Source organism: Microlunatus panaciterrae (assembly GCF_016907535.1).
Taxonomy (GTDB): Bacteria; Actinomycetota; Actinomycetes; order Propionibacteriales; family Propionibacteriaceae; genus Microlunatus; species Microlunatus panaciterrae.
The window spans coordinates 2,656,103-2,681,528 of sequence record NZ_JAFBCF010000001.1 but is presented as its reverse complement, the minus strand read 5'-3'; the positions used below and the strand labels follow the sequence as shown (position 1 = coordinate 2,681,528).

Sequence of the window (25,426 nt, the reverse complement as noted above, 5' to 3'; positions counted from 1 at the left end):
AATATAGTGCCACCCGGCCGGATTGTAAACCCAGCGCGCAGGACGAACTGAAACGACCCAGCCAAGGCCAGTCGCTTGGCGAAGAGCATACTCCCCCTCGGCCCGATCCGGGGCCCTGAAACCGCCCGAATCGCGGGAATTTCCGCCAATCTCGCCCGACCCGCGTGCCGGGCGCGGACCCGGAAAAGCACAGCGGCGAGTCTCGGTCAGAGACTCGCCGCTGTGCAGCATGCGTGTGGTACTCAAGGCTCGGCCCCAAGCACCTGCCCTCAGCCGAGGGCTGGTGTCACTTGACGGTGACCGAGGCGCCGGCGCCCTCGAGGGCCTCCTTGGCCTTGGCTGCCGCGTCCTTGGTGACCTTCTCCAGGACGGCCTTCGGCGCCGCCTCCACCAGCTCCTTGGCCTCCTTGAGGCCGAGGCTGGTGAGGGTACGCACCTCCTTGATGACCTGGATCTTCTTCTCGCCGGCCGACTCGAGGATGACGTCGACCTCGTCGCTGGCCTCTTCCTCTGCGGCCTCGCCACCGGCGCCACCGGCGGCCGGGGCGGCGGCCACGGCAACCGGAGCTGCCGCGGTGACGCCGAAGACGTCCTCGAACTGCTTCACGAACTCACTGAGCTCGATCAGGGTCATTTCCTTGAACGCGTCAAGGAGCTCGTCAGTGCTGAGCTTCGCCATGGGGCGGTCCTTCCTTACTTGTCTTCCGCAGCGTCAGCCGCGTCGCCTGGGTGTGTGTCCTCGGCAACGGGTGCTGCCTCGGGTGCTTCTTCGGTCTGCTCCTGGTGCTGCTCAACGCCGGCACCGGCGATGAGCGAAGGGTCTGCTGCGGCCGCGGTCTCCAGGGCGCCCATGACACGGGCAGCCTGCGAGAGCGGTGCGGCGAACAGCGAGACGGCGTTCTGCAGAGCGTTCTGCATGCCGCCGGCGAGCTTGGCGAGGAGCACCTCGCGCGACTCGAGATCGGCCAGTTTCCTGACCTCGTCCGAGCTCAGGAACTTTCCGTCCAGAACCCCGCCCTTGATGACCAGAAGCGGATTTGCCTTGGCGAAGTCACGCAGACCCTTCGCAACGGTGACCGGGTCACCGTCGATGAAGGCGATCGCCGTCGGACCGGACAGGAATTCGTCCAGGCCATCGATGCCCGCGTCGCGGGCGGCAATCTGGGTCAGAGTGTTCTTCGACACGGCGTAGGTGGCTTCGTCACCGAGTGAGCGACGCAGTTGCTTCAGCGCCGCCACGGTGAGTCCGCGGTACTCGGTCAGCACAGCACCCGCAGAGTTGGAGAACTTCTCCGTCAACTCGGCGACCGCAGCTGCCTTGTCCGGCCTCGCCATGGGTCTCCTTCCACTTCCTGATAGTTGACCACTGGGATCAGTGGCACCGCTCACGCCGGAAGGACCCGTACTCATGAAGAAAGCCCCGGCGCACAGGCGACACGGGGCGGCGGCGAACACGACGTTCGTCTCAACTCGATCTCCTGCGCGGGCCATCCTGACGGATACTTCGGACCAGGCGAACCTGGCCAACCAGCGGTCTTCGGCATAGCTGACTCTACCGGCAGCTTCCCCGGGCAGCCAAATCGTCACCCGCGGCGGGGTCGCCCGGAGGCCGGTTTTCAGGCCCCTCTCAGCCTGCATGCGCGGAACCTGTCAGATGTCAAGAGGCGCAGATCACATTTGCATGAACTTGGCGAACTTTATCTCGAAAAGGTAACGTCGCACGCGGCTGTGGGAAGCAGCCACTCACGGGCACTTCGTCGGGGCCCACCATCGTCTGCTTAGGGGAGACAGAACATGCGGAGAATTCTCAAGATGCTGGTGGGGACCGGGGCGAGTTTCGCCCTGGCAGCCACCGTGATGATCGGAGCGCCGCCTGCCGCCAGCGCCGCGCAGTGCACTGTGACATTCAACAGCTACCACACGGTCCGGCACGGGACCAAGGGCAGGCAGACCCGGGCCGTCGAGTGCCTGCTCAGGTCCGCCGGCTACCACCCCCGGATGAACAGCTACCTGTCCCGGGCCGACGTGTCGAAGGTGAAGAGCTTCCAGCGCCGGTCGCATCTCAGCGCGACCGGCTCGGTGGACAGCCACACCTGGGCGGCTCTGCTGTCCCGCGGTTCCCGGCCGACCCTGTCGGTGGGAAGCCGCGGTGCCTCGGTGCAACGGCTGCAGCGGGCGCTGACCGCATCCGGACTCCACGTCCCCGCCACGGGCTACTACGGCTCGATGACGCGCAACGCCGTCAGGTCCCTGCAGGGCGCACACCGCTGGCACCGCACGGGCAAGGCCACCGGCAGCGTGTGGCAGGTGCTGCAGCACGGCGGCTCGGTCAAGGCAGCAGCCAAGGCGAAGAAGGCCTCGCCCAAGAAGAGGACGACCGTCACGAAGAAGAAGAAGGTTGCCTCCAGCGCCAAGGGCAGGAAGGCGCTGGCCTTCGCCAAGAAGCAACTGGGTGACAGCTATCGCTACGGCGCCACCGGCCCGAACAGCTGGGACTGCTCGGGTCTGACCTCCGGTGCCTGGAAGGCCGCCGGCGTCAAGCTGCCCCGCACTTCGCAGGCCCAGTTCCGGGTCGGCAAGAGGGTCTCCAAGAGTCACCTGCGACCGGGTGACCTGGTGTTCTTCTACTCCGGGATCCGCCACGTGGCGATCTACGCCGGCAACGGCAAGGTCATCCACGCCTCCCGTCCGGGTACGCCGGTGCAGTACCTGAAGATGAAGTACATGCCGTACATGGGCGCTCGCCGTCCGGCCTGACCTCAGGCGCCACGACACTGCCCCCCGGCCCTCGGCCGGGGGGCAGTGTCGTCTCATCACCTATCGTGACCACCGTGACCGAGCCGGCCCTGCACCCCGCCGTCCGTACGCCCACCGAGGATGACCTGGGCACCATCCGGCAGCTGATCCTCGACCTGGCTGACTACGAGCGCTCCAGCAGCCAGGTGCGGGTGACGGAGGAGCAGCTGAGACAGGCGCTCTTCGGGCCGCAGCCGGCCGCCTACGCCCTGGTAGTCGAGGAGGCCGGCGGTGAGGTCGCCGGGTTCGCGCTGTACTTCCTCAACTTCTCCACCTGGGAGGGCGTGCACGGGATCTACCTCGAGGACCTCTACGTACGTCCGGAGTACCGCGGCACCGGGTTGGGCAAGGCACTGCTGCAGTCGCTGGCGCGGATCGCTGTCAGCCGCGGCTATGCCCGGTTCGAATGGTCGGTGCTGGACTGGAACGCACCGTCGATCGCGTTCTACCGCTCGCTGGGGGCGGAGCCGATGACCGACTGGACGGTGTTCCGGCTGACCGGCGACTCCCTGGCCAGGCTAGGCGGGCTCGGCGAACCGGGCCAACGCCAGCGTTCCGGCGACCGCCAGGGCGAACCCGGCGACAGCGACCACGACCAGCCCCTGGGCCACGCCGTCCCCGAACAGCACCACGCCCAGAATGGACGGAATCACCATCTCGACGACGAAGGTGATGGCGGTGACCGTCGTCACGGCTCCGCGCTGCAGCGCGAGGGCGAAGAAGACCATTCCTAGTGCGCCCTGGACCAGGATCGTCCAGAGCAACGGGTTGAGCAGCAGGTGCCAGGTCAGCGGCAGGCCGCTGATACCGCGGGAGGCGACGGCCACCCCGGTGAAGGCGAGCCCGGAGGACAACGCCAACAGGTCGGAGGAGGGCTTGCCGCGGAGCCGCACGCCGACCATCCCCAGGACCACCGGGATCAACAGGCTGGTGAAGATGAGCCACTGTGACAGCCCGGAGACCCGCAGGGCGCTCTCTGTGGACGCTGAGAGGCTCAGCAGCACCAGTCCCACCCCGAGCACTCCGAGGGAGGCCCAGTCCCGTCGGCTGAGCGCCTCGCCCCGGATCGCCGCGACGACGGCGGTGACCGCGACGCTGGCGGTCAGGACCGCCTGGACGAGAAACAGCGGCAGCCGCTGCAGGGCGACCACATTGGCCACGAACGCGAGGCCGTCGGCGGCCAGCCCGAGCAGGTACGGTCCCTGCAGCAGGATCAAGGCCACCCCGGTGACACCGGTGACGTGCGCCGCCCGACGGGCACCGACCGACTGCAGCACCGAGCCGACTCCGTACCCGAGGCAGGAGACGACGGCAGCGACCCAGCAGACGACCAGCACGGCGACAGTCTGTCATCTCCGCCAGATGACACGGACCGCGCACTCGGTGAGTGCGCGGTCCGCGTCGTTGCCTTCGAGCGAGAGCTCAGCTCACTCTGTGTCGGGCTTCACCCGGTGCGGGTCCACCTGCACGCCAGGCCCCATGGTGGTGGAGACGGTGATCTTGCGCAGGTAGCGGCCCTTCGAGCTGCTCGGCTTGAGCCGCAGGATCTCCTCCAGAGCGGAGAAGTAGTTCTCACTCAGCTGTTCGGTCGAGAACGACGCCTTGCCGACGATGAAATGCAGGTTGGCGTGCCGGTCGACCCGGAACTCGATCTTGCCGCCCTTGATGTCGGTAACCGCCTTCGCCACGTCGACGGTCACCGTGCCGGTCTTGGGGTTCGGCATCAGGCCACGCGGGCCGAGCACCCGGCCGAGTCGGCCGACCTTGCCCATCAGGTCGGGGGTGGCGACGACGGCGTCAAAGTCCAGGTAGCCGCCGCTGACCTTGTCGATCAGCTCGTCGGACCCGACCTCGTCGGCGCCGGCCGCCAGAGCGGCCTCTGCCTTCTCACCGGTGGCGAAGACGAGGACCCGTGCCGTCTTGCCGGTGCCGTTGGGAAGGTTGACCGTGCCACGGACCATCTGGTCCGCCTTGCGGGGGTCGACGCCCAGCCGCACGGACACGTCCACCGTCTCGTCGAACTTCGCCGAGGCGGAGGACTTGGCGAGGGTGAGCGCCTCGAGCGGGGCGTAGAGGTGGTCCGGATCCCGCTGCTCGGCGGCGGAGTTGTAAGCCTTGCTGCGCTTCATGACTGGTTCCTTCGTGTTCGTGTGAGCCGTTCGGCTCACGACCAGGTGTGGTCCGGGCCGCGCCGGCCCTGCCACGGGTTTCGTCTGCTCCGGCCTCCAGGGCCGTAGCTGGGGTTACTGGACGGTGACGCCCATCGAGCGGGCGGTGCCCTCGACGATCTTCATCGCGGCCTCGACGTCGTTGGCGTTCAGGTCTGGGAGCTTGGTGCTGGCGATCTCGCGGACCTGGTCCTTGGTGATCTTGCCGACCTTGTCCTTGTGCGGGGTGCCGGAACCCTTCTGCAGACCGGCTGCCTTCTTGATCAGCTCAGCCGCCGGCGGCGTCTTCGTGATGAAGGTGAAGGTGCGGTCCTCGTAGATGGTGATCTCGACGGGGATGACGTTGCCGCGCATGGGTTCGGTCGCGGCGTTGTACGCCTTGCAGAACTCCATGATGTTGACGCCGTGCGGACCGAGGGCGGTACCGACCGGCGGAGCGGGCGTTGCGGAGCCGGCGTTCAAGGCAACCTTGACGAGCGCCGCTACTTTCTTCTTGGGAGGCATAACTGTGGGTCCTTGCTGGGTGTTGGTCGCGCCCTCTGGCCCGACCGGGTGGATGGGTGGTGATGGCGTGAACGCCTGACGAGCCTAGACCTTCTGGATCTGGGGGAACGTCAGGTCGACCGGGGTCTCCCGACCCAGGATCTCCACCAGCGCCTTGAGCCGCTGGCTGTTCACGTTGATCTCGGTGATGGTCGCATGCACACCCGCGAACGGGCCATCGACCACCATGACGGAGTCGCCCACCGCGAAGTCGGCAACCTCGACCTTCTTCTTCCGACGCGGCGCACCCTCGGCGGTGGCGGCGGCTGCCGCGAGCACCGACGGGGCCAGCATCTTCTCGACCTCGTCGAGGCTGAGTGGCACCGGCTGGTTCGAGTGTCCGACGAAGCCGGTCACCGAGGGCGTGTGCCGCACCGTCGACCAGGACTCGTCGGTCAGGTCCATCCGAACCAGGACGTAGCCGGGAAGCACGGTCCGCTTGATCTGCTTGCGCTGACCGTTGCGGATCTCGGTCACCTCCTCGGTGGGAACGATCACCTCGTAGATGTAGTCCTCCATGTTCAGCGACGACACCCGGTTCTCGAGGTTCTGCAGCACCCGGTTCTCCATCCCGGAGTAGGTGTGCACGACGTACCAGTCGCCGACCTTGGATCGCAGCTCGGCCCGGAAAGCCTCGAGCACGTCATGCTCCGCGGCGGACTCGCCCTCGTCCTCTTCCTCCTCTTCGGGCTCCGCCAGGGTGCCGAAGTTGAGGTCGATGCCGTCCTCGTCCTCCTCCTCGCGGGTGGAGGGCCCGAAGTCGAGGTTGATGTCGACCTCGTCGGCCGGGGCCTCATAGGTGCCGAGGTCGACCTCGAAGTCCGCCTCCCCCGCACTGGCCGGAGACGCAGGGCTGACGGGTGACGCGGGGCTGACGGGCGAGGCGGGGCTGGCAGGCGAGGCGGGGCTGGAAGGCGAGTCAGGACTGTCCGCAGAACCCGCGCCGGAGGCCGGGCTCACCGGGGCGCTCTCCCCCAGCGGCTGCGTGCTTTCCAGCTGCTCTGGGTCGACCAGAGGATCGCGGGCTGAAAAGTTTTCTGACACGTGGTTATCTCCGTCACTCATGTTGTCGGTCACTTAGCTGAAAATCTTTAAGATCGCCCAGCCGAAGCCGAGGTCGAGGAGGCTCACGATCCCGATGATGAACAGCACGAAGACCAGCACCACGACGAAGTAGTTGAGCAGCTGCTGCCCGGTGGGGTAGACGACCTTGCGCAGCTCGCCGATCGCCTCGTTGACGAACTTGACCGGGCCGGTGCGCTGCGTCCTGGCGGCCTGCCGCTGCTTCGGGGTCGCCTTGTCCTTCTTGCCACGGCCCTTGGCTGCCGCGCTGCGCTCCTTGCCGGCCTCACGGTCCCGGGCGGCCCGGCGCTGGGCAGCCCCGACGCTGACCAGCTGGTCCTCGACAGCGCCTTGCTCGTCCATCGACGGCTGGGCCTCGGCGCCGCGCTCCCTGCCGTCGGAGGCGTCGGCGGCGGCTGCGTCCGCGTCAGGGCCATCGTCCGACCGGGGATCGGAGTCGGCCGCAGAGAGAGTCGGCTCGTCGAGCGACTCCTCTTCTCTCTCGTCAGCCACGCTCTGGTTCCTTCGATCGTCTGGTGTGGTCCGGCCGGCCCGGTTCACCGAGCCAGTCGTTGCTAACCGGATGGCCGCTGCCCGCGGTGGGGCGACCAAACAGCTTCGCAGGGCAAGAGGGACTTGAACCCCCAACCTTCGGTTTTGGAGACCGATGCTCTGCCAGTTGAGCTATTGCCCTTCGGTGATCCCGCCGCCCGCGATCCCTCGCGGGCACACGGAAACAATGGTGGTTCCACCAAGAGGAAGAGTGTACCCACCTATGCAGCACGAGTCGAACCGAGCCGACTCGACCGGTCAGCAAGCGAGCAGCTTCTCCGTTGCTGCCAGCAGCACACAGGTGGCCAGCCCGTCGATCGCGGCCGAGACCTCCGCCGGCGCCGGGAAGGTGGGGGCGATCCGGATGTTGCGGTCCTGCGGGTCCCGGCCGTACGGGAAGGCCGACCCAGCCCCGGTCATCACGATGCCCGCCTGCTTGGCCAGCTCGACCACCCGCGTCGCCGTGCCCTCCATCACGTCCAGGCTGATGAAGTAGCCCCCGTGCGGGTGGGTCCAGCTGGCCGCCTCGAGGTCACCCAGCCGCTCGGACAGGATCGACTCCACCAGCGCGAACTTCGGGGAGATGATCTCGCGGTGCTTGCGCATCAGCTCTCGGACACCATCGGGGCTCTTCAGATAGCGGGCGTGCCGCAGGTGGTTGACCTTGTCGGGGCCGATGGTGCGCTTGCTGAGATGCTTGAGGTACCAGTCGACATTGGCCCGGGAGCTGCCGAAGAACGACACCCCACTACCGGCGAAGGTGATCTTCGAGGTGGAGGCGAACACGAACACCCGATTCGGGTACCCCGCCTCGGCAGCGAGCGCGAGGACGTCGATGGCCGGCGTCTCCTCATCGGTCAGGTGGTGCACCGCGTAGGCGTTGTCCCAGAACATCCGGAAGTCCGGAGCCGCCGTCGGCATGGTGACCAGCGTCCGGGTGACCTCCTCGGAGTAGACGGCGCCGGTCGGATTCGCATACGTCGGCACGATCCAGATGCCCTTGATGTCGGCGTCGTCGGCCACCAGCCGGGTGACCGCCTCCAGGTCCGGGCCGTCCGGGCCCAGGTCGACCGGGATCATCTCGATACCGAACTGCTCGCACAGCGCGAAGTGTCGGTCATAGCCCGGGGTCGGGCAGAGGAACTTGACCGGGCCGCCCCCCCACGGCCGCTCCGAGTCGATGGTGCCCTTCAGCAGCGCATAGACGATGGTGTCGTGCATGATCGCCAGGCTGGCGTTGTCGCCGGCCACCAGCTGCTCGACCGGCACCTTGAGCAGCGGCGAGAAGATCTCCCTGATCTCCGGCAGTCCCTGGGTGCCGCCGTAGTTGCGGACATCGGTGCCGGCGGCATCAGTGGTGGTCTCCTCGCCCGGCAGCGCGAGCAGTGCGTTGGAGAGGTCCAGCTGTGCCGGCGACGGCTTGCCGCGGGTGAGATCCAGCTTGAGCCCCTTGCCGACCAGCTCGTCGTACGCGGCCCGCTGCTGGGACTGCAGGTCGGCGAGTTGTTCACGGCTCAGGTCGGACAGGCTCATCGCAGTGGCTTCCATCGGTTCGTCGGGGTACGGGCGTGGCCGAGTCTATCGGCAGCCGGCCGTGCGGTAGGAGCGAGTTCGGCCCCGAGACGACGCCAAAACCCAGCGATCGGCCCCACACGGCGGGGCGAGTAACTACAGTCCAGACATGGACGCCAACCCCAACATCGTCACGTTCCTGACCGAGCGGGCCGTCACCGAACCCGAACTGCCGGCGATCAAGCTGGGCGAGACCGTGCTGAGCTACCGTGCGCTGGACGACGTCTCGGCCCGGTTCGCCACCATCCTGACCGAGCACGGCGTCCGGCCCGGTGACCGGGTGGCGCTGATCATGCCGAACCTGCCCTACTTCCCGATCACCTACTACGCCATGCTGCGGCTCGGCGCGATCGTGGTCCCGATGAACCCGCTGCTGAAGGCGGGCGAGATCGCCTTCGCCTGGACGGACGCCGAGGTCCGGGTCGCTGTGGTCTTCACCCTGTTCGCCGACGAGGCGACCAAGGCGGCGACCAGCACCGGCACCGACGTCATCGTGGTGACCCCTGGCGAGCTGGATGCCCTGCTGGCCCGAACCCAGCCGAGCCCGGAGGTGGCGGTCCGCGACGCCGAGGACACAGCGGTGATCCTGTACACCTCCGGCACCACCGGACAGCCGAAAGGCGCCGAGCTCACCCACCACAACCTCGGCAGCAATGTCCGCACCACCCTGGAGACGTTGCTGCCGATGGCTCCCGGTGATGTGGTCTTCGGCGGGCTGCCGCTGTTCCACTCCTTCGGACAGACGGTCGGACTCAACAGCGCGATCGCCGGCGGCGCCTGCCTGACGCTGCTGCCTCGCTTCGACGGGGAGCAGGCGCTGCAGATCGTCCAGGATGACAAGGTGACGGTCTTCCTCGGCGTGCCCACGATGTACATGGGCCTGCTGGCGGTCAAGGACCCGGCGCGCTTCGACACCAGCACCCTGCGGATCGCCGCCTCCGGCGGTGCCTCGCTCCCGGTCGAGGTGCTGCGCGGAGTGGAGCAGACGTTCGGCTTCAAGCTGATCGAGGGCTACGGCCTGTCCGAGACCTCGCCGGTGGCCTCGTTCAACCATCCCGACCGCGACAGCAAGCCCGGATCCATCGGCACCCCCATCCGTGGCGTGGAGTTCGGGCTGCGGGACGAGAACGACCGCGAGGTCGGCGAGGGCGAGATCGGGGAGATCGTGATCCGCGGCGAGAACGTGATGAAGGGGTATTGGAACCGGCCCGACGCCACCGCCGAGGTGATGCGTGGCGGCTGGTTCCATACCGGGGATCTGGCCACCCGCGACGCCGACGGCTACTACTTCATCGTCGACCGGAAGAAGGACATGATCATCCGCAACGGGTTCAACGTCTACCCGCGCGAGGTCGAGGAGGTTCTGTACACCCATCCGGAGGTGGCCGAGGCGGCGGTCGTCGGCGTGCCCGACCCGCAGCACGGTGAGGAGATCGCCGCCCTTGTCACCCTCAGGGACGGCGCTACGGTCACCGAGGACGCGCTGCGGGACTGGGTGAAGGACAGGATCGCCGCCTACAAGTACCCGCGGATCGTCAAGTTCGGCGCCCTTCCCAAGGGTCCCACCGGCAAGATCCTGAAGCGCGAGATCAGGCTCTAGCCGCCGGCCGCCGACTCACCGCGCGGTGGCGTCGTCGCTCAGCAGCAGCACCAGCCCGCTGTGCGGCCCCAGCCGGACCCGCTCGGCTGTCACCTCGCCCGTGCCCACCGCCAGCAGGACCTCTCCCGGGACGGACAGGTCGAGCGCAGTCGCCCGGTCGCTGAAGTTGGCGGCCAGCGCGATCTGCCCGCGCTCCACCAGCAGCCAGCCCCGGTCGTCGTCGCTGCGCGCCACCGCCCGGTCGAACCGCGGGTCCACCACGTCCGGGTAGGTCCGTCGCAGCTCGATCAGCCGGGTGTAGAGGGCCAGCAGTTCGGCATGCGCCCCCTTCGACGGCTCGCTCCAGTTCAGCTTGGAGTTCATGAAGGTCTGTGGGTCCTGCGGGTCCGGCACGACCGACAGATCCCAGTCCATCTGCTCGAACTCCTCCAGCCGGCCCTTGCTGACCGCCTCGGCGAGCTCCGGTTCGGGGTGGGAGGTGAAGAACTGCCACGGCGTCGAGGCACCCCACTCCTCGCCCATGAAGATCATCGGCGTGAACGGGCTGAGCACCGTCAGCATCGCCGCCAGGCCCAGCTGCTGCCGGTCGAGCCGGCTGGCGAGCCGGTCCCCGGCCGCCCGGTTGCCGATCTGGTCATGGTTGTCCGAGCACACCACCAGCCGCCAGGTCGGCGTCCGCAGGGTGTCGATCCGGTCGCCGTGGGTGCGGCCGCGGAAGGAGGACCGGGTGCCGTCATGGAAGAAGCCGTTCTCGTACACCTTGCCGAGCGCGGCCAGCGAGTCGAAGTCGGCGTAATAGCCACTGGTGTCGCCGGTCAGGCTGACGTACAACGCATGGTGGAAGTCGTCGCTCCACTGGGCGGTCAGGCCGTAGCCACCGCCCTCCCTGGGCGTGATCAGCCGCGGGTTGTTCAGGTCGGACTCGGCGATCAGCGTCAGCGGCCGAGCGACGAATGCGCTCAGCGCCTCGACCTCGACCGCCAGCTCCTCGAGGATGTGGGTCGCCCGGTTGTCCTGCAGAGCATGCACCGCGTCCAGCCGCAGGCCGTCGACGTGAAAGTCCCGCAGCCACATCATGGCGTTCTCGATGATGTAGCGGCGTACCTCGTCGGAGTCCTCGCCGTCGAGGTTGACCGAGTCACCCCAGGTGTTCTGCTGCCCCTCAATGAGGTACGGGCCGAACCGGGGCAGGTAGTTGCCGCTCGGGCCGAGGTGGTTGTAGACGACGTCCTGGATCACCCCGAGACCGCGTTGATGGCATGCGTCGACGAACTGCTGATAGGCGAGCGGGCCGCCGTAGCCCTCGTGCACGGCATACCAGAGCACGCCGTCGTAGCCCCAGTTGTGGGTCCCGTTGAAGGCGTTCACCGGCATCAGCTCGACGAAGTCGATACCGACGGCAGCCAGATGGTCCAGCCGCTCGATGGCCGCGGTGAGGGTGCCCTCCGGGGTGAAGGTGCCGACATGCAGTTCGTAGATCACGCCGCCGGCCAGCTGCTTGCCGGTCCACAGTGTGTCGGACCAGGGGTAGCCGGTGAGGTCGAACGTCTGTGACAGCTCGTGCACGCCGTGAGGTTGACGACGTGACCTCGGGTCGGGCAGCGCCCGCTCGTCGTCGTCCAGGATGAACCCGTAGTCGATCGGGCCGGAAGCGAGCTCGGCCGGCAGCGGCGCCGCCGGAAACCACCAGCCGGCCTCGTCCCGCTGCATGGCCAACCGGTGCTCTCCCGCCTGCAGAGTGACCCGTTCCGCCCGCGGTGCCCAGACGGTCAGCTGCTCGGCGGGGATCACAGTCGGCACCCCACCAGCTGCGGCTCGGGCACAAGTCTGATGCCGAACCGGTCCTGGACCCCGGCCCGGATCTCGGCCGCCAGCGCCAGCAGCTCGGCCGCAGTGGCCTCCCCGCGGTTGGTCAGCGCCAGAGTGTGCTTGGTCGACAGCCGCGCCTGGCCGGAACCGTAGCCCTTGGCGAAACCGGCCTGCTCGATCAGCCAGGCGGCGCTCGTCTTCACGCTGCCATCCGGCTGAGGGAAGCGGGGCGCAGCCGCCGGCAGCAGCTCGGCCCGGGCCTCGTCGAGCACCGGGTTGGTGAAGAAGGAGCCTGCGCTCCAGGTGTCGCGGTCCGCGTCGTCGAGCACCATGCCCTTGGCTCGGCGCAGTGCCAGCACCGCCTCACGGACGGCGGTGGCCGGCACCCGGTCTCCCACCGCAACGTCGAGAGCGCGGGCCAGCTCGGGGTAGCGGATGGGAGCCGACAGATCACCGAGCGGCAGCTGGAAGGTCACCTGCAGGACGACGAAGCGGTCCGGCTCCTCCTTGAACCGTGAGCTGCGGTAGGAGAACCGGCAGTCGGCGGCGGCCAAGGTGGCGATCTGACCGGTACGGCGGTCCAGGGTGCGGACCGACGCGATGGTGTGGCTGACCTCACTGCCGTAGGCGCCGACGTTCTGGATCGGTGAGGCGCCCACCAGGCCCGGGATCCCCGACAGGGCCTCGACGCCGCGCCAGCCCTGGGCCACCGCGAAGGCCACGAAGTCGTCCCAGGGCTCCCCCGCCGCCAGGGTGACGGTCGCTCCCGAACAGTCGGACACGTCGACAGTCCGGCCGCGGGTGGCCACCACGACCACCGTGCCGTCGAAGCCTTCATCCCCCACCAGCAGGTTCGACCCGCCCCCCAGCACCAGCACCGGCTCGCGGGCCTCGTCGGCCGCCCGCACCACGCCGACCAGGTCGGACTCCGAGTCGGCGACGACGAACCTGCCGGCCGGTCCCCCGACCCGCAGTGTCGTGTAGTCGGCCAGCCGGACCTGCCGTTCGGCCGTCTGCCGGGTTTCCATCCCTGTTGCCACCATCAGCTGCTCGCTCCACCATCAAGATCGACTTCGCACCTGGCTGCGCCAAGCACCTTCTGTCCGTCGCAGATCGCCTCGATCGCGATCGTCGCCACCGACCCCTCAACCGCCGTGACGGTGGCCGAGAAGACCACTTCCGCACCACGGTCGTCGTCGGGTACCACCACAGGCTTGGTGAACCGGACGAAGTAGGACCGGACCCTGGACGGGTCACCGACCCAGTCGGTCACCACGCGCAGCGCGCAGGCCATCGTCAGCATGCCATGCGCCACCACCCCCGGCAGCCCGACCCTGGCCGCGAAGCGCTCCGAGTAGTGGATCGGGTTGAAGTCCGTCGACGCCCCGGCATAGCGGACCAGGTCGGCCCGGGTGAACCGCACAGTCAGCGGCGGCAGCCCGGTGCCGACCGAGACGCCGCCCTGGTGGATACCGTCCAGATCGCTGACCTCACTCATCGGCACTCTCCTGATGGCTGTGGAAGAAGGTCGCGGCGGCGGTGCAGACCAGCTCGCCCTCCACGGTCTCCACCCGCACCGAGGAGCCGATGATGTCGGCCGTGTCGCGCACCCGGACCTTGTCGATGGTGAGTGTCGCCGTCACCCGGTCACCGGCCCGCAACGGCCGTTCATAGCTGAACCGCTGGTCTCCGTGCACGATGCGGCGGAGCGCCAGACCCAACTCCTGGTCGTCGAACATCGCCTCCCAGGCAGCCGACGAGATCACCGCAACGAACGTCGGTGGCGCGATCGGCTGGTCGCCACGATAGGCCGGGTTGTCGTCGCCGATGGCCCGGGCGAACTCGGCGATCTTGGCAACCGACACGACATAGGGCGCCGTGGGCGGATAGCTGCGCCCGACGTGCTCTGCTGAGATGGCCATGGCCACAGGCTAGCGGGGCCGCACCGCAACCACCTACGCGTGAGACGCCGCAGGCGTCAGGCCCGCGGGCAGCGCTGCCAGCCGGACCAGCGGCCGGTGTAGTGCTGGCAGTACCAGCGCCCGTCGGTTCCCGTGGTGCGGACGCGGAAGTTGTCGGGACCACCGTTGGTGTAGAGGTACACGCCACCGCGGGCGACGCCACCGAGGCTCTGCCAGGTCGACAGGTAGCCGGTGGAGGGGTAGTACACGATGTTGTAGACCCGACCGTCGGCCCCGATCGCCATCACCCGGCGGGTGCCGCTGTGGGAGAAGGTGACATAGGCGACCGCGGTGCCGCACATGTTCCGCAGCGTCCGACCGCGGTAGCTGACAGAGCAGGAGGGCGCACCGCCCGAATCTGCGGTGACAGCGGAGCCCCGCAGCGCCCGCCACGTCAACGGACCGACAACCCCGTCCGGGCTGAGCCCGTGGGAACGCTGGAACGTCTTGACCCGGGCCAGGGTCTTGGGGCCGAAGGCGCCATCGGCTGCGAGGCCACCCAGCCGCTGCTGCAGCAGCCGCACACAGCTGCCGGAGTCGCCGTAGCGCACAGTGCGGGTGGAGCTGATGGTGCAGCTGACGGTGGCTGCCTGTGCCGACGGTGCCGTACCGACGCCGATGGCGCCGACCAGGGCGACGACGAGGGTGAGCAGGAGGGCTCGGAGGGCGAACAGGCGCGGCCGGGGCAGAGAGTGTGACATGTGGTTCCTTCGGGCGGAGGTGAGGGATGCGCCGAACGCCGACGGTCGCATCGCGATGCGGCTTCGACGGCGCCGCCGAGGCTCCCGGTTCCCGCATTCCCTTCCGATCCGCCAGCACGCATAATGATCAGATGAATGCAGGATCCGACACCGCCGTCACCGAGACGGCGCCAGTGGCCAACCGCGAGTCGCAGACCGACGTCGTCCTCAACGGGATCAAGGACATGATCGTCGCCGGCGAGCTGTCGGCCGGCTCGAGGCTTCCGATCGAGAAGGACCTTGCTGCCCGGCTCAAGGTGTCCCGGGGATCGCTCCGGGAGGGGGTCCGGGCGCTCTGCATCATGGGCGTTCTGGAGACCCGGCAGGGCGACGGGACCTACGTCACCTCACTCGACGCCGGGCTGCTGCTGGCGCCGATGGGCTTCATGGTGGAACTGCAGACGCCCGAGCACCGCTCCCACCTGCACGCCGTCCGCCGGGTCCTGGAGGCGGAGTCGGCGTCCCGCGCGGCGCTGCACATCAGCGACCAGGCCCTGGTCGAGGCGCAGGCGATCCTGGACAGCGTCGAGCCACTGCTGCGGGAGAGCCACCAGTCCGAGGACTTCGTCGAGGCGGACATCGCCTTCCACCGGGTGATCGCCAGGTCGTCGCGGAACGCGGCGCTGGCCGCCCTGATCGAGGCACTGGCCAGCCGGACGGCCCGGGCACGGGTCTGGATGGGGCTGCACAGCGAGGGCCAGGAGCGCCGGGCGCACGAGGAGCACACCGCGATCCTGGGGGCGCTGCGCAGTCACGACCCGGACCGGGCCCGACTGCTGATGGACTTCCATCTGCTGAAGGTCGAGGACTTCGTCCACGACGACCCGTCGGCGCCGCCCGCCGCCTGACGCCCACCGTCAACGGAGGCTCTCCAGATAGCGCTGGACCACCAGAGGGGCCAGCCGCGCCTCCAACGGTGGTGCGACCCGAATGTCTGGTCGATCGGTCTTCTGGATCAGCGCGTCCAGCAGCAGGCCGGGTGAGACGAACAGCGGCACCACCGTCACCGGACCGGCCAGCGACGCCAGCACGTCGCGACCTCGAGGCTCCCGGGTGCCGAAGGCGGGCACCACCGGGCTGCCACGCCGCTGCTGCCATCGGGCGGCGAGGTCCACCACGGCGTCGTTGGCCTCGTCATCGGAGGATCCGACCGAGAACAGCATGATGGTCTGCTCTGAGCCGATCCGGAGCTGCTCGGTGCCGGCCTGCAGCACCTGCAGCACCTCCTCCCCCGTGCCGAGCACGTTCGCGGTGACGATCCGCAGACCACTCACCTCGCTCGCCCGCCGGACCGACTCCGGTACGTCCACCCGGGAGTGGAACGCCTCGGTGAACAGCAGCGGGACCACCACCGCCCGGCCGTAGCCGGCCTCGGCCAGCGAGCAGGCCACGGTCGTCAGATCCGGCTCCGTGAGGTCAAGGAAGGCCGGTCGGGTCGGCGGCTGCGGTGGCAGTGCACCGGCGGCCGACATCAGGGTGGCCAGCGACTGGCGTACCCCGGGATGCCGGCTGCCGTGGGCCAGGCCGATCAGGGGCGGCAATGACAAATGAGCCGCCCGCTGCTGCGGACGGCTCATCGTCGGTGCTTCACCCGGTCGGGCGTGGTTGCTCAGCGCGTTTCGCGGTGCGCCGTGTGGCTGTGGCAGCGCGGGCAGAACTTCTTCAGCTCGAGACGATCCGGGTCGTTGCGCCGGTTCTTCTTGGTGATGTAGTTCCGGTCCTTGCACTCGGTGCAGGCGAGCGTGATCTTCGGCCGGACATCTGTGCTCTTGGCCATGGTCGGTTCCTAATCTCTGAGTGGTGCTGCCCTGTACTGCGTGGTCCTACCTGTACTGCTGGTCGTAGCTGGTAGCGGGAGCGGGACTCGAACCCGCGACACAGCGATTATGAGCCGCTTGCTCTACCGCCTGAGCTATCCCGCTTCGAGGTCCGGCGCCAGTCTACTGGCCTTTCACCGGCGCGCGGTTGCGCCGGGTCCGAACTTCAGAGCCCCCATGCGGAATCGAACCGCAGACCTTCTCCTTACCATGGAGACGCTCTACCTACTGAGCTATAGGGGCCTTACCCGCGCCCGGTAACCCGCGCGCCGACGCACAAAGATACACAACGAAGCCCGCCGAGCGCTAATCGGGAGATCCAGCCGACCACGATCGGGAAGCACCAGACTCCTCGGCTGCGTCGACGAGGACGGGCACCACTGGTGGCAGGTGCAGGATTCGAACCTGCGTAGGCATCGCCGACGGATTTACAGTCCGCTCCCATTGGCCGCTCGGGCAACCTGCCGCACCGCGGCATCCCGCGGCGAGGAGAAACAATAGCAACTCCTGCGCCGCGGCGCCCAATCGAGCCTCAGACTACGATCCGGGGGTTCCGCCGCCGGTCGGGGCGGAGTTGGGCACAATGGGCACACCAGTACCCAACCCGACCGAAGGAGATTCGCGATGGCATCGGAGAACTCGTTCGACATCGTCAGCAAGGTCGACCACCAGGAGGTCGACAATGCCCTGAACCAGGCGGTCAAAGAGGTGCGGCAGCGGTTCGACTTCAAGAACACCGATGCGGCGATCGCCTGGTCGGGTGACGTCATCGAGATGGAGGCCAACTCCGAGGAGCGGGTCAAGGCGGTCCTGGACGTGTTCCAGTCCAAGCTGGTCAAGCGCGGCATCAGCCTCAAGTCGCTCGATGCCGGCGAACCACGGTCCTCGGGCAAGCTCTACAAGATCACCGCGAGCATCGCCGAGGGCATCAGCCAGGACAACGCCAAGAAGGTGTCCAAGCTCATCCGGGACGAGGGCCCCAAGGGGGTCAAGGCTCAGATCCAGGGCGATGAGCTGCGGGTCAGCAGCAAGAAGCGTGACGACCTGCAGGAGGTCCAGGCACTGATCAAGGCCCAGGACTACGACTTCGACGTGCAGTTCACCAACTACCGCTGAGCGCCCAGGTCCGGGCCGGACGTCCACTCCGGTGGCCGTGCTCGGCCGGCTCCTAGGATGGACCCAATAGCAGGACCGGTGTGAGAAAGGATTCAGCTGTGGGTTTCCTCGACAATCTAAAGGACAAGGCCGAAGACCTCGGCGACAAGGCCAAGGAAGGCCTTGAGGCCGCCAAGGACAAGGCCGAAGACCTCGGCGAGAAGGCCAAGGAAGGCCTTGAGGCCGCCAAGGACAAGGCCGAAGACCTCGGCGACAAGGCCAAGGAAGGCCTTGAGGCCGCCAAGGACAAGGCGACTGAGGTGGCCGAGGACGTGAAGAGCCGGCTCCACGGCGACGCCGCCGAGCCGGCCGCCACCGGCGCCGAGACTCCGGCCGACTCGGTCGGCGACGTCTCGGAGACCGCGGCGGAGAAGGCCGAAGAGCACGACGCCGACGAGAACGCCTGACCGGAAGATCACCCTCGTCGGCTGACCAGGCTTGGCACGCCTCCGCGCCGGCGGCGGCGCCGTCGGACGAGGGTGATTTTTCAGACAGAATGCTCCAGGGCCTGCCGGACGAGTGCGACCACCTGGTCGGGATGCTGGTTGAGCATCGACCAGGTGATGCGGATCACCCGCCACCCGGCCAGCACCAGCCGGTTCTGCCGCCAACGGTCGTTCTCGAAGGTCTCCCTTGCGGCCGGGTGGTCCCCGTCGTGGAAGGCCCGCCCGTCGATCTCCAGCACCAGACGCTCGCGTTCGAAAACGATGTCTCCCCAGTAGGTGCGGTCGGCGGTGCGGATCGGCTGGTTGCTGCGCCAGCCGGTGATCCCGGCGGCGCGCAACAGCCGGTGCGCCAGCCTCTCCGCTTCCGACCACGGGGCATCCCGTGAGTCCAGCAACAACTCACGCCGATCGCCGTTCCCTCTCCGGTTCCTCGTCAGTTCCAAGGCACCGCGCATGGCTGCAAGGGTCGTCGCACGGCTCCGCAGGGCGACGTCGATGCCATTCCCGCCGAGGGGGGTGCAGCAGAGGTCGAGCGCAGTAAGCGCCGGGCTGGTGAACCGCAGCCCGCGACGTTCCACCACCAGCTCGGCCGGGATGAGTCGACGGCTGAGGTGGAAGCCCGTCGGTTGGATCCGTCGCTGCCTGGTGACGAGCTCGACGACGGCCACCGGCACGGTCGGCCAGAACGACACCCATGCTGCGGCTGCCCCGAAAAGCACCATGTCCGGGTCCCACCGGGCCGCGGCACGGATTCGGGTCAACACATCCTGCTCGAGTCCGGCTGCGACATAGACCCCCGGCAACAGCCGCACCAGGGCCCCGCGTGCCGCCAGCCGGCCGACCGACCTGGCCAGCCTCGGATGGTCGCGGACGGCGATCACACCCTGCGCCTGCCGCAGCAGCAGCGCGATCTCTCCTTGAACGTCAGTGAGGTCTCCCATGACCGGACATTGCGGCTGCCGCCTCCGATCGTGCACCGGAGTGGGCCGGCTGTGGATGGGCGCAGATGTCACCCTCGTCTGTGGATGGCGGCGACTGACGCGGCTGCGCCCCAGCGGCGGAGTCGGACGAAAGTGACCTCTGCGACAGCCCCCGCCGCCGCGCGGGTGGCCGTCGGTAGGGTGGGCCGAGTCAGCCCAATCCATCGCGGAAGGTCAGATCAATGCCTGCAGGCGCCCCACTGAATCTCGTCCCCCAGCCCAGCTCGGTCCAACTGCAGCAGGGCTCCTACGCGCTCCCGAAGGATCTCGGCATCGCCGCCACCCCCGAGTGGGCCGCCATCGCCCGTCGGCTGCTCGCTCCGGGCACCGGGCTGGAGCTGCCCCGCTCCGAGACCGGCGCCCTCGCGATCGTCGAGGATGACACCCTGCCCGCCGAGGGCTACCGCCTGACCGTGACGGCCGACGGTGTCGAGATCGCGGCAGCGGACGACCGCGGGGTCAACTGGGCTGTGCAGACCCTGCGGCAGCTGCTGGGGCCGAGCGTGTTCCGGTCCGCCCCCAGCGGCGGCGACCTGGAGCTGCCGGCAGTCGTGATCGAGGACCAGCCGCGGTTCGGCTGGCGCGGCGTGATGCTCGACACGGCCCGCCACTTCATGCCGCTGCAGGATCTCTACGCGTTCATCGACCAGCTCGCCGCCCACAAGTACAACGTCTTCCACCTGCACCTCACCGAGGATCAGGGCTGGCGGTTCGAGTCCAAGAAGTACCCGCGGCTGCAGGAGGTCGGCAGCCACCGCGCGGAGACGCGGAGGCCGAAGGACGACCGAGGCGACGGCACCCCGCACGGGGGCTTCTACACCCAGGACCAGCTCCGTTCGCTGGTCAGCTATGCCGACCAGCGCGGCATCACGATCGTCCCTGAGCTGGAGTTCCCCGGCCACGTGCTCGGGGTGCTGGCGGCCTACCCCGAGCTGAGCAACGACCCGTCGAAGACCTACGCGCCGGCAACCACCTTCGGGATCTTCGACGAGGTGCTCAACCTCTCCGACGACGCCGTCAGCTTCGTCTTCGACCTGTACGAGGAGCTGCTGGAGATCTTCCCCAGCCGTTACGTGCATGTCGGCGGTGACGAGTGCCCCCGCACCGAGTGGCTGGCCAGCCCGGCCGCCAAGGCGCTCGCCGAGCAGCGCGGGCTCGCGGGCCCCGACCATCTGCAGCAGTGGTTCACCGGACAGCTGCGGGACTGGCTGGCTGCGCGCGGGCGCCAGCTCGTCGGCTGGGACGAGATCAATGACGAGGGCCACCTCGAGGGCGCCGTCACGATGGCCTGGCGGAAGGCCCAGTACGGCGTCGATGCTGCCGCCGCCGGCGGTGAGGTCGTGATGTCGCCGTCGTCGCACACCTACTTCGACTACTACCCGAGCCCGGAGGCGACCGAGCCGTACAGCATCGGTGGTGGCATCACCACCGAGCAGGCCTACGCGCTGGACCCGCTGAACGAGATCCCGGCCGGGTCCCACCCGAAGATCCTCGGCACCCAGTGCCAGATCTGGACCGAGTACATGCCGAACATGCGGCGGGTGCAGTACATGCTGTTCCCCCGCGCCTGCGCCCACAGCGAGGTCGCCTGGTCGAAGCCGGACGGTCGTTCCTGGGCCGAGTTCTCCGGCCGGTTGGCGGGGCACCTGGAGCGACTGGATGCGGCCGGGGTGAACTACCGCCCGGAGTCCGGTCCGCACCCCTGGCAGCAGGGCGGCACCGGGGCACTGCAGCGACCGGAGGCGCACCTGCACGGTTAGGGCCGGCCGCTGCGCGGCGCCAGGTCCTCGATCTCGTGCACCAGCTCGTGCAGCGTGCCGCCGGGCAGTGCCAGCCGGTCGGACCAGTGCAGGGCGTCGAACGGGCACTCCTCGACGCAGATGCCGCAGTACATGCAGAGCGACCAGTCGATCGCGAACCGGTCGAGGACGTTGACGGTCCGATCACGCGCGCCCGGGGGTAGGTCGGCCACCGGTTCGGTGTGGGAGTCGATCGTGATGCACCAGCTCGGGCATTCGCGCGCGCAGATCATGCACGACGTGCAGTTGGACTCGACCAGGACGATCGAGCCGTGGCTGGTCACCGGGTCCTCCGCCGGACCCGGCCGCCGACGGCGGAGGCCGCCACCTCGGTCGGGTCGGCCGGTCCGCTCGCCGGGTCCCGGTCGCCCCACACGGCGGGGTCGGGCACCCCGGGCGGCACCATCCGGCGCCGGCTCGGCGCCGCCACCGACTCGCCCGGCTCCTTGGCGCCCGGCCAGCCGAGCGTGGAGCGGGCGGCCAGCACCTCGTCCTTGCGCAGCGGGGTGCCCTCGTACTCCGGGCTGAGCAGCAGCCGTCGTCGGTCACCACCGGCGAACTCGACCCCGAACAGCTCGGCCGCCTCCCGCTCGTGCCAGGTGGCGCCGGCGAAGACCGTACGCAGGCTCGCCAGCACCGGGGCCGAGCGAGGCACCCGGGTCGTGACCAGGACGGCCCCACCAGCGGTGAGGTTGAGCAGCCGCAGCACGATGGCGAGCTCATCGGCGCGGCCGATCTCGTCGACACAGCCGAGCCAGTCGAAGTAGTCGAATCCCGCATCCTTCAGCGCGGCCACGCTGCTGACCCAGTCGACGGCAGGGACCCGGCGCTCGCTCGTGGAGCTCATCGCGCCGACCCGGCGGTGCTCAGCCGGTCCAGGACGGCCTGCAGCGCCTCTGGCGGCGGCGGGCATCCCGGCAGGTAGAGGTCGACGTCGACCAGCTGGTCGATCCCCTTGGTCACTGCGTACGAGTCCCAGTAGGGGCCACCGCTGGAAGCGCAGGCGCCGAACGAGATGACGTACGGCCTGGTTCCCGTCAGGTCGCTGGCGGCATCGACGACGGCGGCGACGGCTGGGGCGAGCCGGTCGGTGACGGTGCCGGACACGACCACCACCACCTGGCTGTCCGCCGACAGCGCGGGCGGCTGGGCCGTCGTCGGGCGGCCGCGGGCGGCTGCCGCGGACTCGAACTCCAGTGTGCAGCAGGCCAGTCCGACGTCGACAACGATGACGCGACCGTCGCCGTACCAGTCAATCCACTGCAAACCAGCCACGCCGTCAGGCTAGTACGGCGCCGTCCGGCTGATGGATGGTGCCGGGCGGTTCCACCGGCCGACTTATCATGGACAGAGTTGTGACCGGGCAACCAGCCATCCCAGGGAATGTCACGACCGCACTCAGGAAGAAGGCAGACGCGGGTGAAACAGGTTCACACCCTCGACCGAGTAGTCATCCGTTTCGCAGGCGACTCCGGCGACGGCATGCAGTTGACCGGTGACCGGTTCACCGCCGACTCGGCCGTCTTCGGCAATGACATCTCGACCTTGCCCAACTTCCCGGCAGAGATCCGGGCACCGCAGGGGACGCTCCCCGGGGTGTCCAGCTTCCAGCTGCACTTCGCCAACTACGACATCATGACCCCCGGTGACCGGCCGGACGTCCTGGTGGCGATGAACCCTGCGGCGTTGAAGGCCAACATCGCCGACCTGCCGCGGGGTGGGGTGATCATCGCCGACACCGCCGACTTCACCAAGCGCAACCTGGCCAAGGTGGGCTATGACACCAACCCGCTCGAGGACGACTCCCTCGCGGACTATCAACTGCACGCCCTGGACCTGACCGGGATGACGGTAGCTGCGGTCAAGGACTTCCACCTCTCCCGCAAGGACGCGTCGCGGTCGAAGAACATGTTCGCGCTCGGGCTGCTGTCCTGGCTGTACCACCGCCCGGTCGAGGGCACCCTCAGCTTCCTGAGCAGCAAGTTCGCCAACAAGCCCGCCATCCGCGACGCCAACATCACCGCCTTCAAGACCGGGTACGCGTTCGGCGAGACGACCGAGGTGTTCGCCGTCACCTACGAGGTCGCGCCGGCACCGATGCCGCCGGGGCAGTACCGGCAGATCTCGGGCAACCTCGCGCTCGCGTACGGACTGGTCACGGCTTCCAAGAAGGCCGGGCTGCCGCTCTTCCTCGGCGCCTACCCGATCACGCCCGCCTCCGATGTGCTGCACGAGCTCTCGAAGCACAAGCGCTTCGGCGTCACCACCTTCCAGGCCGAGGACGAGATCGCCGGAGTCGGGGCCGCCCTCGGCGCCAGTTTCGCCGGCCACCTGGGGGTCACCACCACGTCCGGGCCCGGCATCGCGCTCAAGGCCGAGACCATCGGACTGGGAGTCATGACGGAGCTGCCGCTGGTGGTCTGCGACATCCAGCGCGCCGGGCCCAGCACCGGCATGCCCACCAAGACCGAGCAGGCCGACCTGCTGCAGGTGATGTTCGGGCGCAACGGGGAGGCCCCGGTGCCGGTGCTCGCCGCCCAGTCGCCGGCCGACTGCTTCGACACCGCGATCGAGGCGACCCGGATCGCGGTCAAGTACCGTACGCCGGTCATCGTGCTGTCCGACGGTTACATCGCCAACGGTGCTGAGCCGTGGCAGGTGCCGGACCTCTCGCTGATCCCGCCGATCGACCCCGGTTTCGCCACCGAGACGAACAGCACCGACGCGAAGGGCCAACCGACCTTCCTGCCGTATCTGCGCGACGCCGAGACGCTGGCCCGCCCGTGGGCGAAGCCGGGTACCCCCGGCCTGCAGCATCGGATCGGTGGCATCGAGAAGGCCAAGGACACCGGCGCCGTGTCGTACGACCCGGCCAACCATGACGAGATGGTGCGCACCCGGCAGGCGAAGGTGGACGGCATCGTGCGCGACATCCCCGACCTGGTCGTCGACGACCCGACCCCCGATGTCAACGGTGCGGCCGGCAGCGGTTCGGCCGGCCGGGGGGCGCGGGTGCTGGTGCTCGGCTGGGGATCGACCTACGGGCCGATCGTCGCCGCAGTCCGCCGGGTCCGCAAGACGGGCCGCAGGGTCGCCATGACCCATCTGCGGCATCTGAACCCGTTCCCGGCGAACCTGGGTGAGGTGCTGCGGTCCTACGACCGGGTGATCGTGCCCGAGATGAACCTCGGCCAGCTGGCGATGATGCTGCGGGCGAAGTACCTCGTGGACGTGCACAGCTATTCGCGGGTCCGCGGGCTGCCGATCTCCCTCAGCGAACTCGCACTCGATCTCGAACGGGAGATCGACGACCTTCAAGGAGCACCGCAGTGACCGCCCCCACCAAGCAGCCCGCACCGAACGGTGTGACCTACCCGGGTCTGGCCGGCGTGCCGCTGTCGCTCGAGCCGCTGAACCGCAAGGACTTCACCTCCGACCAGGAGGTGCGCTGGTGTCCCGGCTGCGGTGACTACGCGGTGCTGGCGGCGTTCCAGGGGTTCATGCCGGAGCTGGGGATCACCAAGGAGAACACGGTGATCGTGTCGGGCATCGGCTGCTCATCACGCTTCCCCTACTACGTCGACTCCTACGGCATGCACTCGATCCATGGTCGGGCGCCGGCGATCGCCACCGGTGTCGCCACCAGCCGTCCGGATGTGGGCGTCTGGGTGGTGACCGGCGACGGCGACGCGCTGTCGATCGGCGGCAACCACCTCATCCACGCGCTGCGCCGCAACGTGAATATGACGATCCTGCTGTTCAACAACCGCATCTACGGTCTGACGAAGGGCCAGTACTCCCCCACCTCCGAGCTGGGGAAGGTGACCAAGTCCACGCCGATGGGCTCGCTGGACAACCCGTTCAACCCGGTGTCGCTGGCGCTCGGCGCCGAGGGCACCTTCGTGGCCCGGACCATCGACTCCGACCGCAAGCACCTGACCGAGGTGCTCCGGGCGGCCGCGGCGCACCGCGGCACGTCGTTCGTGGAGATCTACCAGAACTGCCCGATCTTCAACGACGGCGCCTTTGACGCCCTCAAGGACAACGACACCTCGGCGGACGCGATCATCCCGCTCCGTCACGGCGAGCCGATCGTCTTCGGCAACGACGGCCGGCTGGGAGTGACCCGCGACCCGGTGTCGGGTGAGTTCCGCGTCGTCGAGGTCGCCGCTGTCGGCGTCGAGTCGCTGGTGGTGCACGATGCCCATCGCAGTGACCCGTCGTACGCGTTCGGGCTGTCCAGGCTGACCGACTCCGGTGTGCTGAACCGGACCCCGATCGGGATCTTCCGCAGCGTCGAGCTGCCCACCTACGACGACCTCGCTCGCGAACAGGTCGCGCTGGCGTCGGCCCAGGGCGGCGACGACGACGCCCTGCAGCGCATGGTGGCCGGCGGCGACACCTGGACTGTGCGCTGACCGCGGGG

At 68.5% G+C, this 25,426-nt stretch carries 27 protein-coding genes and 4 tRNA genes; 9 read left to right on the top strand and 22 right to left on the bottom strand.

Annotation, left to right across the window (positions count from 1 at the left end):
- Positions 1–286: 286 nt before the first annotated feature.
- Positions 287–679, bottom strand: a complete 393-nt coding sequence (gene rplL / locus JOE57_RS12250) for a 50S ribosomal protein L7/L12 (protein WP_204918330.1) — start codon at positions 677–679, stop codon at positions 287–289.
- Positions 680–693: 14 nt separating this feature from the next.
- Positions 694–1,335, bottom strand: coding sequence for a 50S ribosomal protein L10 (rplJ, locus tag JOE57_RS12245; RefSeq protein WP_204918328.1), 642 nt, complete (start codon positions 1,333–1,335; stop codon positions 694–696).
- A 459-nt stretch (positions 1,336–1,794) separates the two neighbouring features.
- On the opposite strand from rplJ, the gene JOE57_RS12240 reads away from it, so the two are divergent.
- Together JOE57_RS12240 and JOE57_RS19195 are read left to right on the top strand one after the other, a co-directional pair.
- Positions 1,795–2,757, top strand: a complete 963-nt coding sequence (locus tag JOE57_RS12240) for a C40 family peptidase (protein WP_204918326.1) — start codon at positions 1,795–1,797, stop codon at positions 2,755–2,757.
- A 74-nt stretch (positions 2,758–2,831) separates the two neighbouring features.
- Positions 2,832–3,530 carry a GNAT family N-acetyltransferase gene (locus tag JOE57_RS19195; RefSeq protein WP_338041291.1) on the top strand — a complete coding sequence of 233 codons (699 nt, stop codon included), beginning with the start codon at positions 2,832–2,834 and terminating at the stop codon, positions 3,528–3,530.
- Between the two features lie 693 nt (positions 3,531–4,223).
- Here the strand turns inward: JOE57_RS19195 and rplA are convergent.
- From rplA to JOE57_RS12205, 6 genes are all read right to left on the bottom strand, one after another.
- Positions 4,224–4,925: a 50S ribosomal protein L1 gene (gene rplA / locus JOE57_RS12230; protein ID WP_204918324.1), complete on the bottom strand. Its 702-nt coding sequence runs from the start codon at positions 4,923–4,925 to the stop codon at positions 4,224–4,226.
- Positions 4,926–5,039: 114 nt separating this feature from the next.
- Positions 5,040–5,468, bottom strand: coding sequence for a 50S ribosomal protein L11 (gene rplK, locus JOE57_RS12225; protein ID WP_204918322.1), 429 nt, complete (start codon positions 5,466–5,468; stop codon positions 5,040–5,042).
- A gap of 84 nt (positions 5,469–5,552) precedes the next feature.
- Positions 5,553–6,467, bottom strand: coding sequence for a transcription termination/antitermination protein NusG (gene nusG / locus JOE57_RS12220; RefSeq protein WP_204918320.1), 915 nt, complete (start codon positions 6,465–6,467; stop codon positions 5,553–5,555).
- A gap of 117 nt (positions 6,468–6,584) precedes the next feature.
- A complete protein-coding gene (gene secE / locus JOE57_RS12215) occupies positions 6,585–7,082 on the bottom strand; it encodes a preprotein translocase subunit SecE (RefSeq protein WP_338041290.1) in 498 nt (165 codons plus the stop codon).
- 108 nt (positions 7,083–7,190) lie between these two features.
- Positions 7,191–7,263: transfer RNA gene (locus JOE57_RS12210), tRNA-Trp, on the bottom strand.
- A gap of 116 nt (positions 7,264–7,379) precedes the next feature.
- Positions 7,380–8,654: an aspartate aminotransferase type Ic gene (locus JOE57_RS12205; protein ID WP_204918318.1), complete on the bottom strand. Its 1,275-nt coding sequence runs from the start codon at positions 8,652–8,654 to the stop codon at positions 7,380–7,382.
- A 148-nt stretch (positions 8,655–8,802) separates the two neighbouring features.
- Between JOE57_RS12205 and JOE57_RS12200 the strand changes: the two genes are divergently transcribed.
- On the top strand, positions 8,803–10,293 hold the full coding sequence (locus JOE57_RS12200) for a long-chain-fatty-acid--CoA ligase (protein ID WP_204918316.1): 1,491 nt from the start codon (positions 8,803–8,805) through the stop codon (positions 10,291–10,293).
- A 15-nt stretch (positions 10,294–10,308) separates the two neighbouring features.
- Here the strand turns inward: JOE57_RS12200 and treZ are convergent, their stop codons facing one another.
- From treZ to JOE57_RS12175, 5 genes are read right to left on the bottom strand one after another with little or no spacing between them, the layout of a single operon-like run.
- A complete protein-coding gene (gene treZ / locus JOE57_RS12195; RefSeq protein ID WP_338041289.1) occupies positions 10,309–12,093 on the bottom strand; it encodes a malto-oligosyltrehalose trehalohydrolase in 1,785 nt (594 codons plus the stop codon).
- Positions 12,081–13,145: a UDP-N-acetylmuramate dehydrogenase gene (locus JOE57_RS12190; RefSeq protein WP_239578926.1), complete on the bottom strand. Its 1,065-nt coding sequence runs from the start codon at positions 13,143–13,145 to the stop codon at positions 12,081–12,083. The genes treZ and JOE57_RS12190 overlap by 13 nt, the downstream gene beginning before the upstream one ends.
- Positions 13,145–13,600 carry a MaoC family dehydratase gene (locus JOE57_RS12185; protein ID WP_204918314.1) on the bottom strand — a complete coding sequence of 152 codons (456 nt, stop codon included), beginning with the start codon at positions 13,598–13,600 and terminating at the stop codon, positions 13,145–13,147. Before JOE57_RS12185 ends, JOE57_RS12190 begins: the two co-directional genes overlap by 1 nt.
- Positions 13,593–14,024 (bottom strand): FAS1-like dehydratase domain-containing protein, encoded by a 432-nt coding sequence (locus tag JOE57_RS12180; RefSeq protein WP_204918312.1) that lies wholly within the window; start codon positions 14,022–14,024, stop codon positions 13,593–13,595. The genes JOE57_RS12185 and JOE57_RS12180 overlap by 8 nt, the downstream gene beginning before the upstream one ends.
- A gap of 56 nt (positions 14,025–14,080) precedes the next feature.
- The gene (locus tag JOE57_RS12175; RefSeq protein WP_204918310.1) at positions 14,081–14,764 is read right to left on the bottom strand and encodes a peptidoglycan-binding domain-containing protein; all 684 of its coding nucleotides are present in this window, start codon (positions 14,762–14,764) and stop codon (positions 14,081–14,083) included.
- A gap of 131 nt (positions 14,765–14,895) precedes the next feature.
- On the opposite strand from JOE57_RS12175, the gene JOE57_RS12170 reads away from it, so the two are divergent.
- A complete protein-coding gene (locus tag JOE57_RS12170) occupies positions 14,896–15,651 on the top strand; it encodes a FadR/GntR family transcriptional regulator (protein WP_204918309.1) in 756 nt (251 codons plus the stop codon).
- A gap of 9 nt (positions 15,652–15,660) precedes the next feature.
- Here the strand turns inward: JOE57_RS12170 and JOE57_RS12165 are convergent, their stop codons facing one another.
- From JOE57_RS12165 to JOE57_RS12145, 5 genes are all read right to left on the bottom strand, one after another.
- Positions 15,661–16,380 (bottom strand): sirohydrochlorin chelatase, encoded by a 720-nt coding sequence (locus JOE57_RS12165; RefSeq protein ID WP_204918307.1) that lies wholly within the window; start codon positions 16,378–16,380, stop codon positions 15,661–15,663.
- 32 nt (positions 16,381–16,412) lie between these two features.
- The gene (gene rpmG, locus JOE57_RS12160; RefSeq protein WP_204918305.1) at positions 16,413–16,580 is read right to left on the bottom strand and encodes a 50S ribosomal protein L33; all 168 of its coding nucleotides are present in this window, start codon (positions 16,578–16,580) and stop codon (positions 16,413–16,415) included.
- A gap of 69 nt (positions 16,581–16,649) precedes the next feature.
- A tRNA-Met gene (locus JOE57_RS12155) sits at positions 16,650–16,725 on the bottom strand.
- A 65-nt stretch (positions 16,726–16,790) separates the two neighbouring features.
- Positions 16,791–16,863, bottom strand: a tRNA-Thr gene (locus JOE57_RS12150).
- Positions 16,864–17,001: 138 nt separating this feature from the next.
- Positions 17,002–17,086, bottom strand: a tRNA-Tyr gene (locus tag JOE57_RS12145).
- A 158-nt stretch (positions 17,087–17,244) separates the two neighbouring features.
- On the opposite strand from JOE57_RS12145, the gene JOE57_RS12140 reads away from it, so the two are divergent.
- Positions 17,245–17,736: a YajQ family cyclic di-GMP-binding protein gene (locus JOE57_RS12140; RefSeq protein ID WP_204918303.1), complete on the top strand. Its 492-nt coding sequence runs from the start codon at positions 17,245–17,247 to the stop codon at positions 17,734–17,736.
- Between the two features lie 98 nt (positions 17,737–17,834).
- Positions 17,835–18,182: a YtxH domain-containing protein gene (locus JOE57_RS12135; protein ID WP_204918301.1), complete on the top strand. Its 348-nt coding sequence runs from the start codon at positions 17,835–17,837 to the stop codon at positions 18,180–18,182.
- Positions 18,183–18,262: 80 nt separating this feature from the next.
- Here the strand turns inward: JOE57_RS12135 and JOE57_RS12130 are convergent, their stop codons facing one another.
- Entirely contained in the window at positions 18,263–19,162 is a 900-nt protein-coding gene (locus tag JOE57_RS12130) for a DUF559 domain-containing protein (protein WP_204918299.1), read from the bottom strand.
- Between the two features lie 221 nt (positions 19,163–19,383).
- On the opposite strand from JOE57_RS12130, the gene JOE57_RS12125 reads away from it, so the two are divergent.
- Positions 19,384–20,961, top strand: a complete 1,578-nt coding sequence (locus JOE57_RS12125) for a beta-N-acetylhexosaminidase (protein ID WP_204918297.1) — start codon at positions 19,384–19,386, stop codon at positions 20,959–20,961.
- Here JOE57_RS12125 and JOE57_RS12120 read toward each other — a convergent pair.
- The 3 genes from JOE57_RS12120 to JOE57_RS12110 are packed head-to-tail and all read right to left on the bottom strand — an operon-like array spanning position 20,958 to position 22,275.
- Positions 20,958–21,284: a 4Fe-4S binding protein gene (locus tag JOE57_RS12120; protein WP_420827675.1), complete on the bottom strand. Its 327-nt coding sequence runs from the start codon at positions 21,282–21,284 to the stop codon at positions 20,958–20,960. The two genes, JOE57_RS12125 and JOE57_RS12120, sit on opposite strands and share 4 nt — an antisense overlap.
- On the bottom strand, positions 21,281–21,847 hold the full coding sequence (locus JOE57_RS12115) for an NADH-quinone oxidoreductase subunit C (RefSeq protein ID WP_204918295.1): 567 nt from the start codon (positions 21,845–21,847) through the stop codon (positions 21,281–21,283). The genes JOE57_RS12120 and JOE57_RS12115 overlap by 4 nt, the downstream gene beginning before the upstream one ends.
- Positions 21,844–22,275 carry an NADH-quinone oxidoreductase subunit B family protein gene (locus JOE57_RS12110; RefSeq protein ID WP_338041287.1) on the bottom strand — a complete coding sequence of 144 codons (432 nt, stop codon included), beginning with the start codon at positions 22,273–22,275 and terminating at the stop codon, positions 21,844–21,846. Before JOE57_RS12110 ends, JOE57_RS12115 begins: the two co-directional genes overlap by 4 nt.
- Before the next feature lie 108 nt (positions 22,276–22,383).
- On the opposite strand from JOE57_RS12110, the gene JOE57_RS12105 reads away from it, so the two are divergent.
- A complete protein-coding gene (locus JOE57_RS12105; protein ID WP_204918293.1) occupies positions 22,384–24,333 on the top strand; it encodes a 2-oxoacid:acceptor oxidoreductase subunit alpha in 1,950 nt (649 codons plus the stop codon).
- Positions 24,330–25,418, top strand: coding sequence for a 2-oxoacid:ferredoxin oxidoreductase subunit beta (locus JOE57_RS12100; RefSeq protein WP_420827674.1), 1,089 nt, complete (start codon positions 24,330–24,332; stop codon positions 25,416–25,418). The genes JOE57_RS12105 and JOE57_RS12100 overlap by 4 nt, the downstream gene beginning before the upstream one ends.
- Positions 25,419–25,426: the final 8 nt, after the last annotated feature.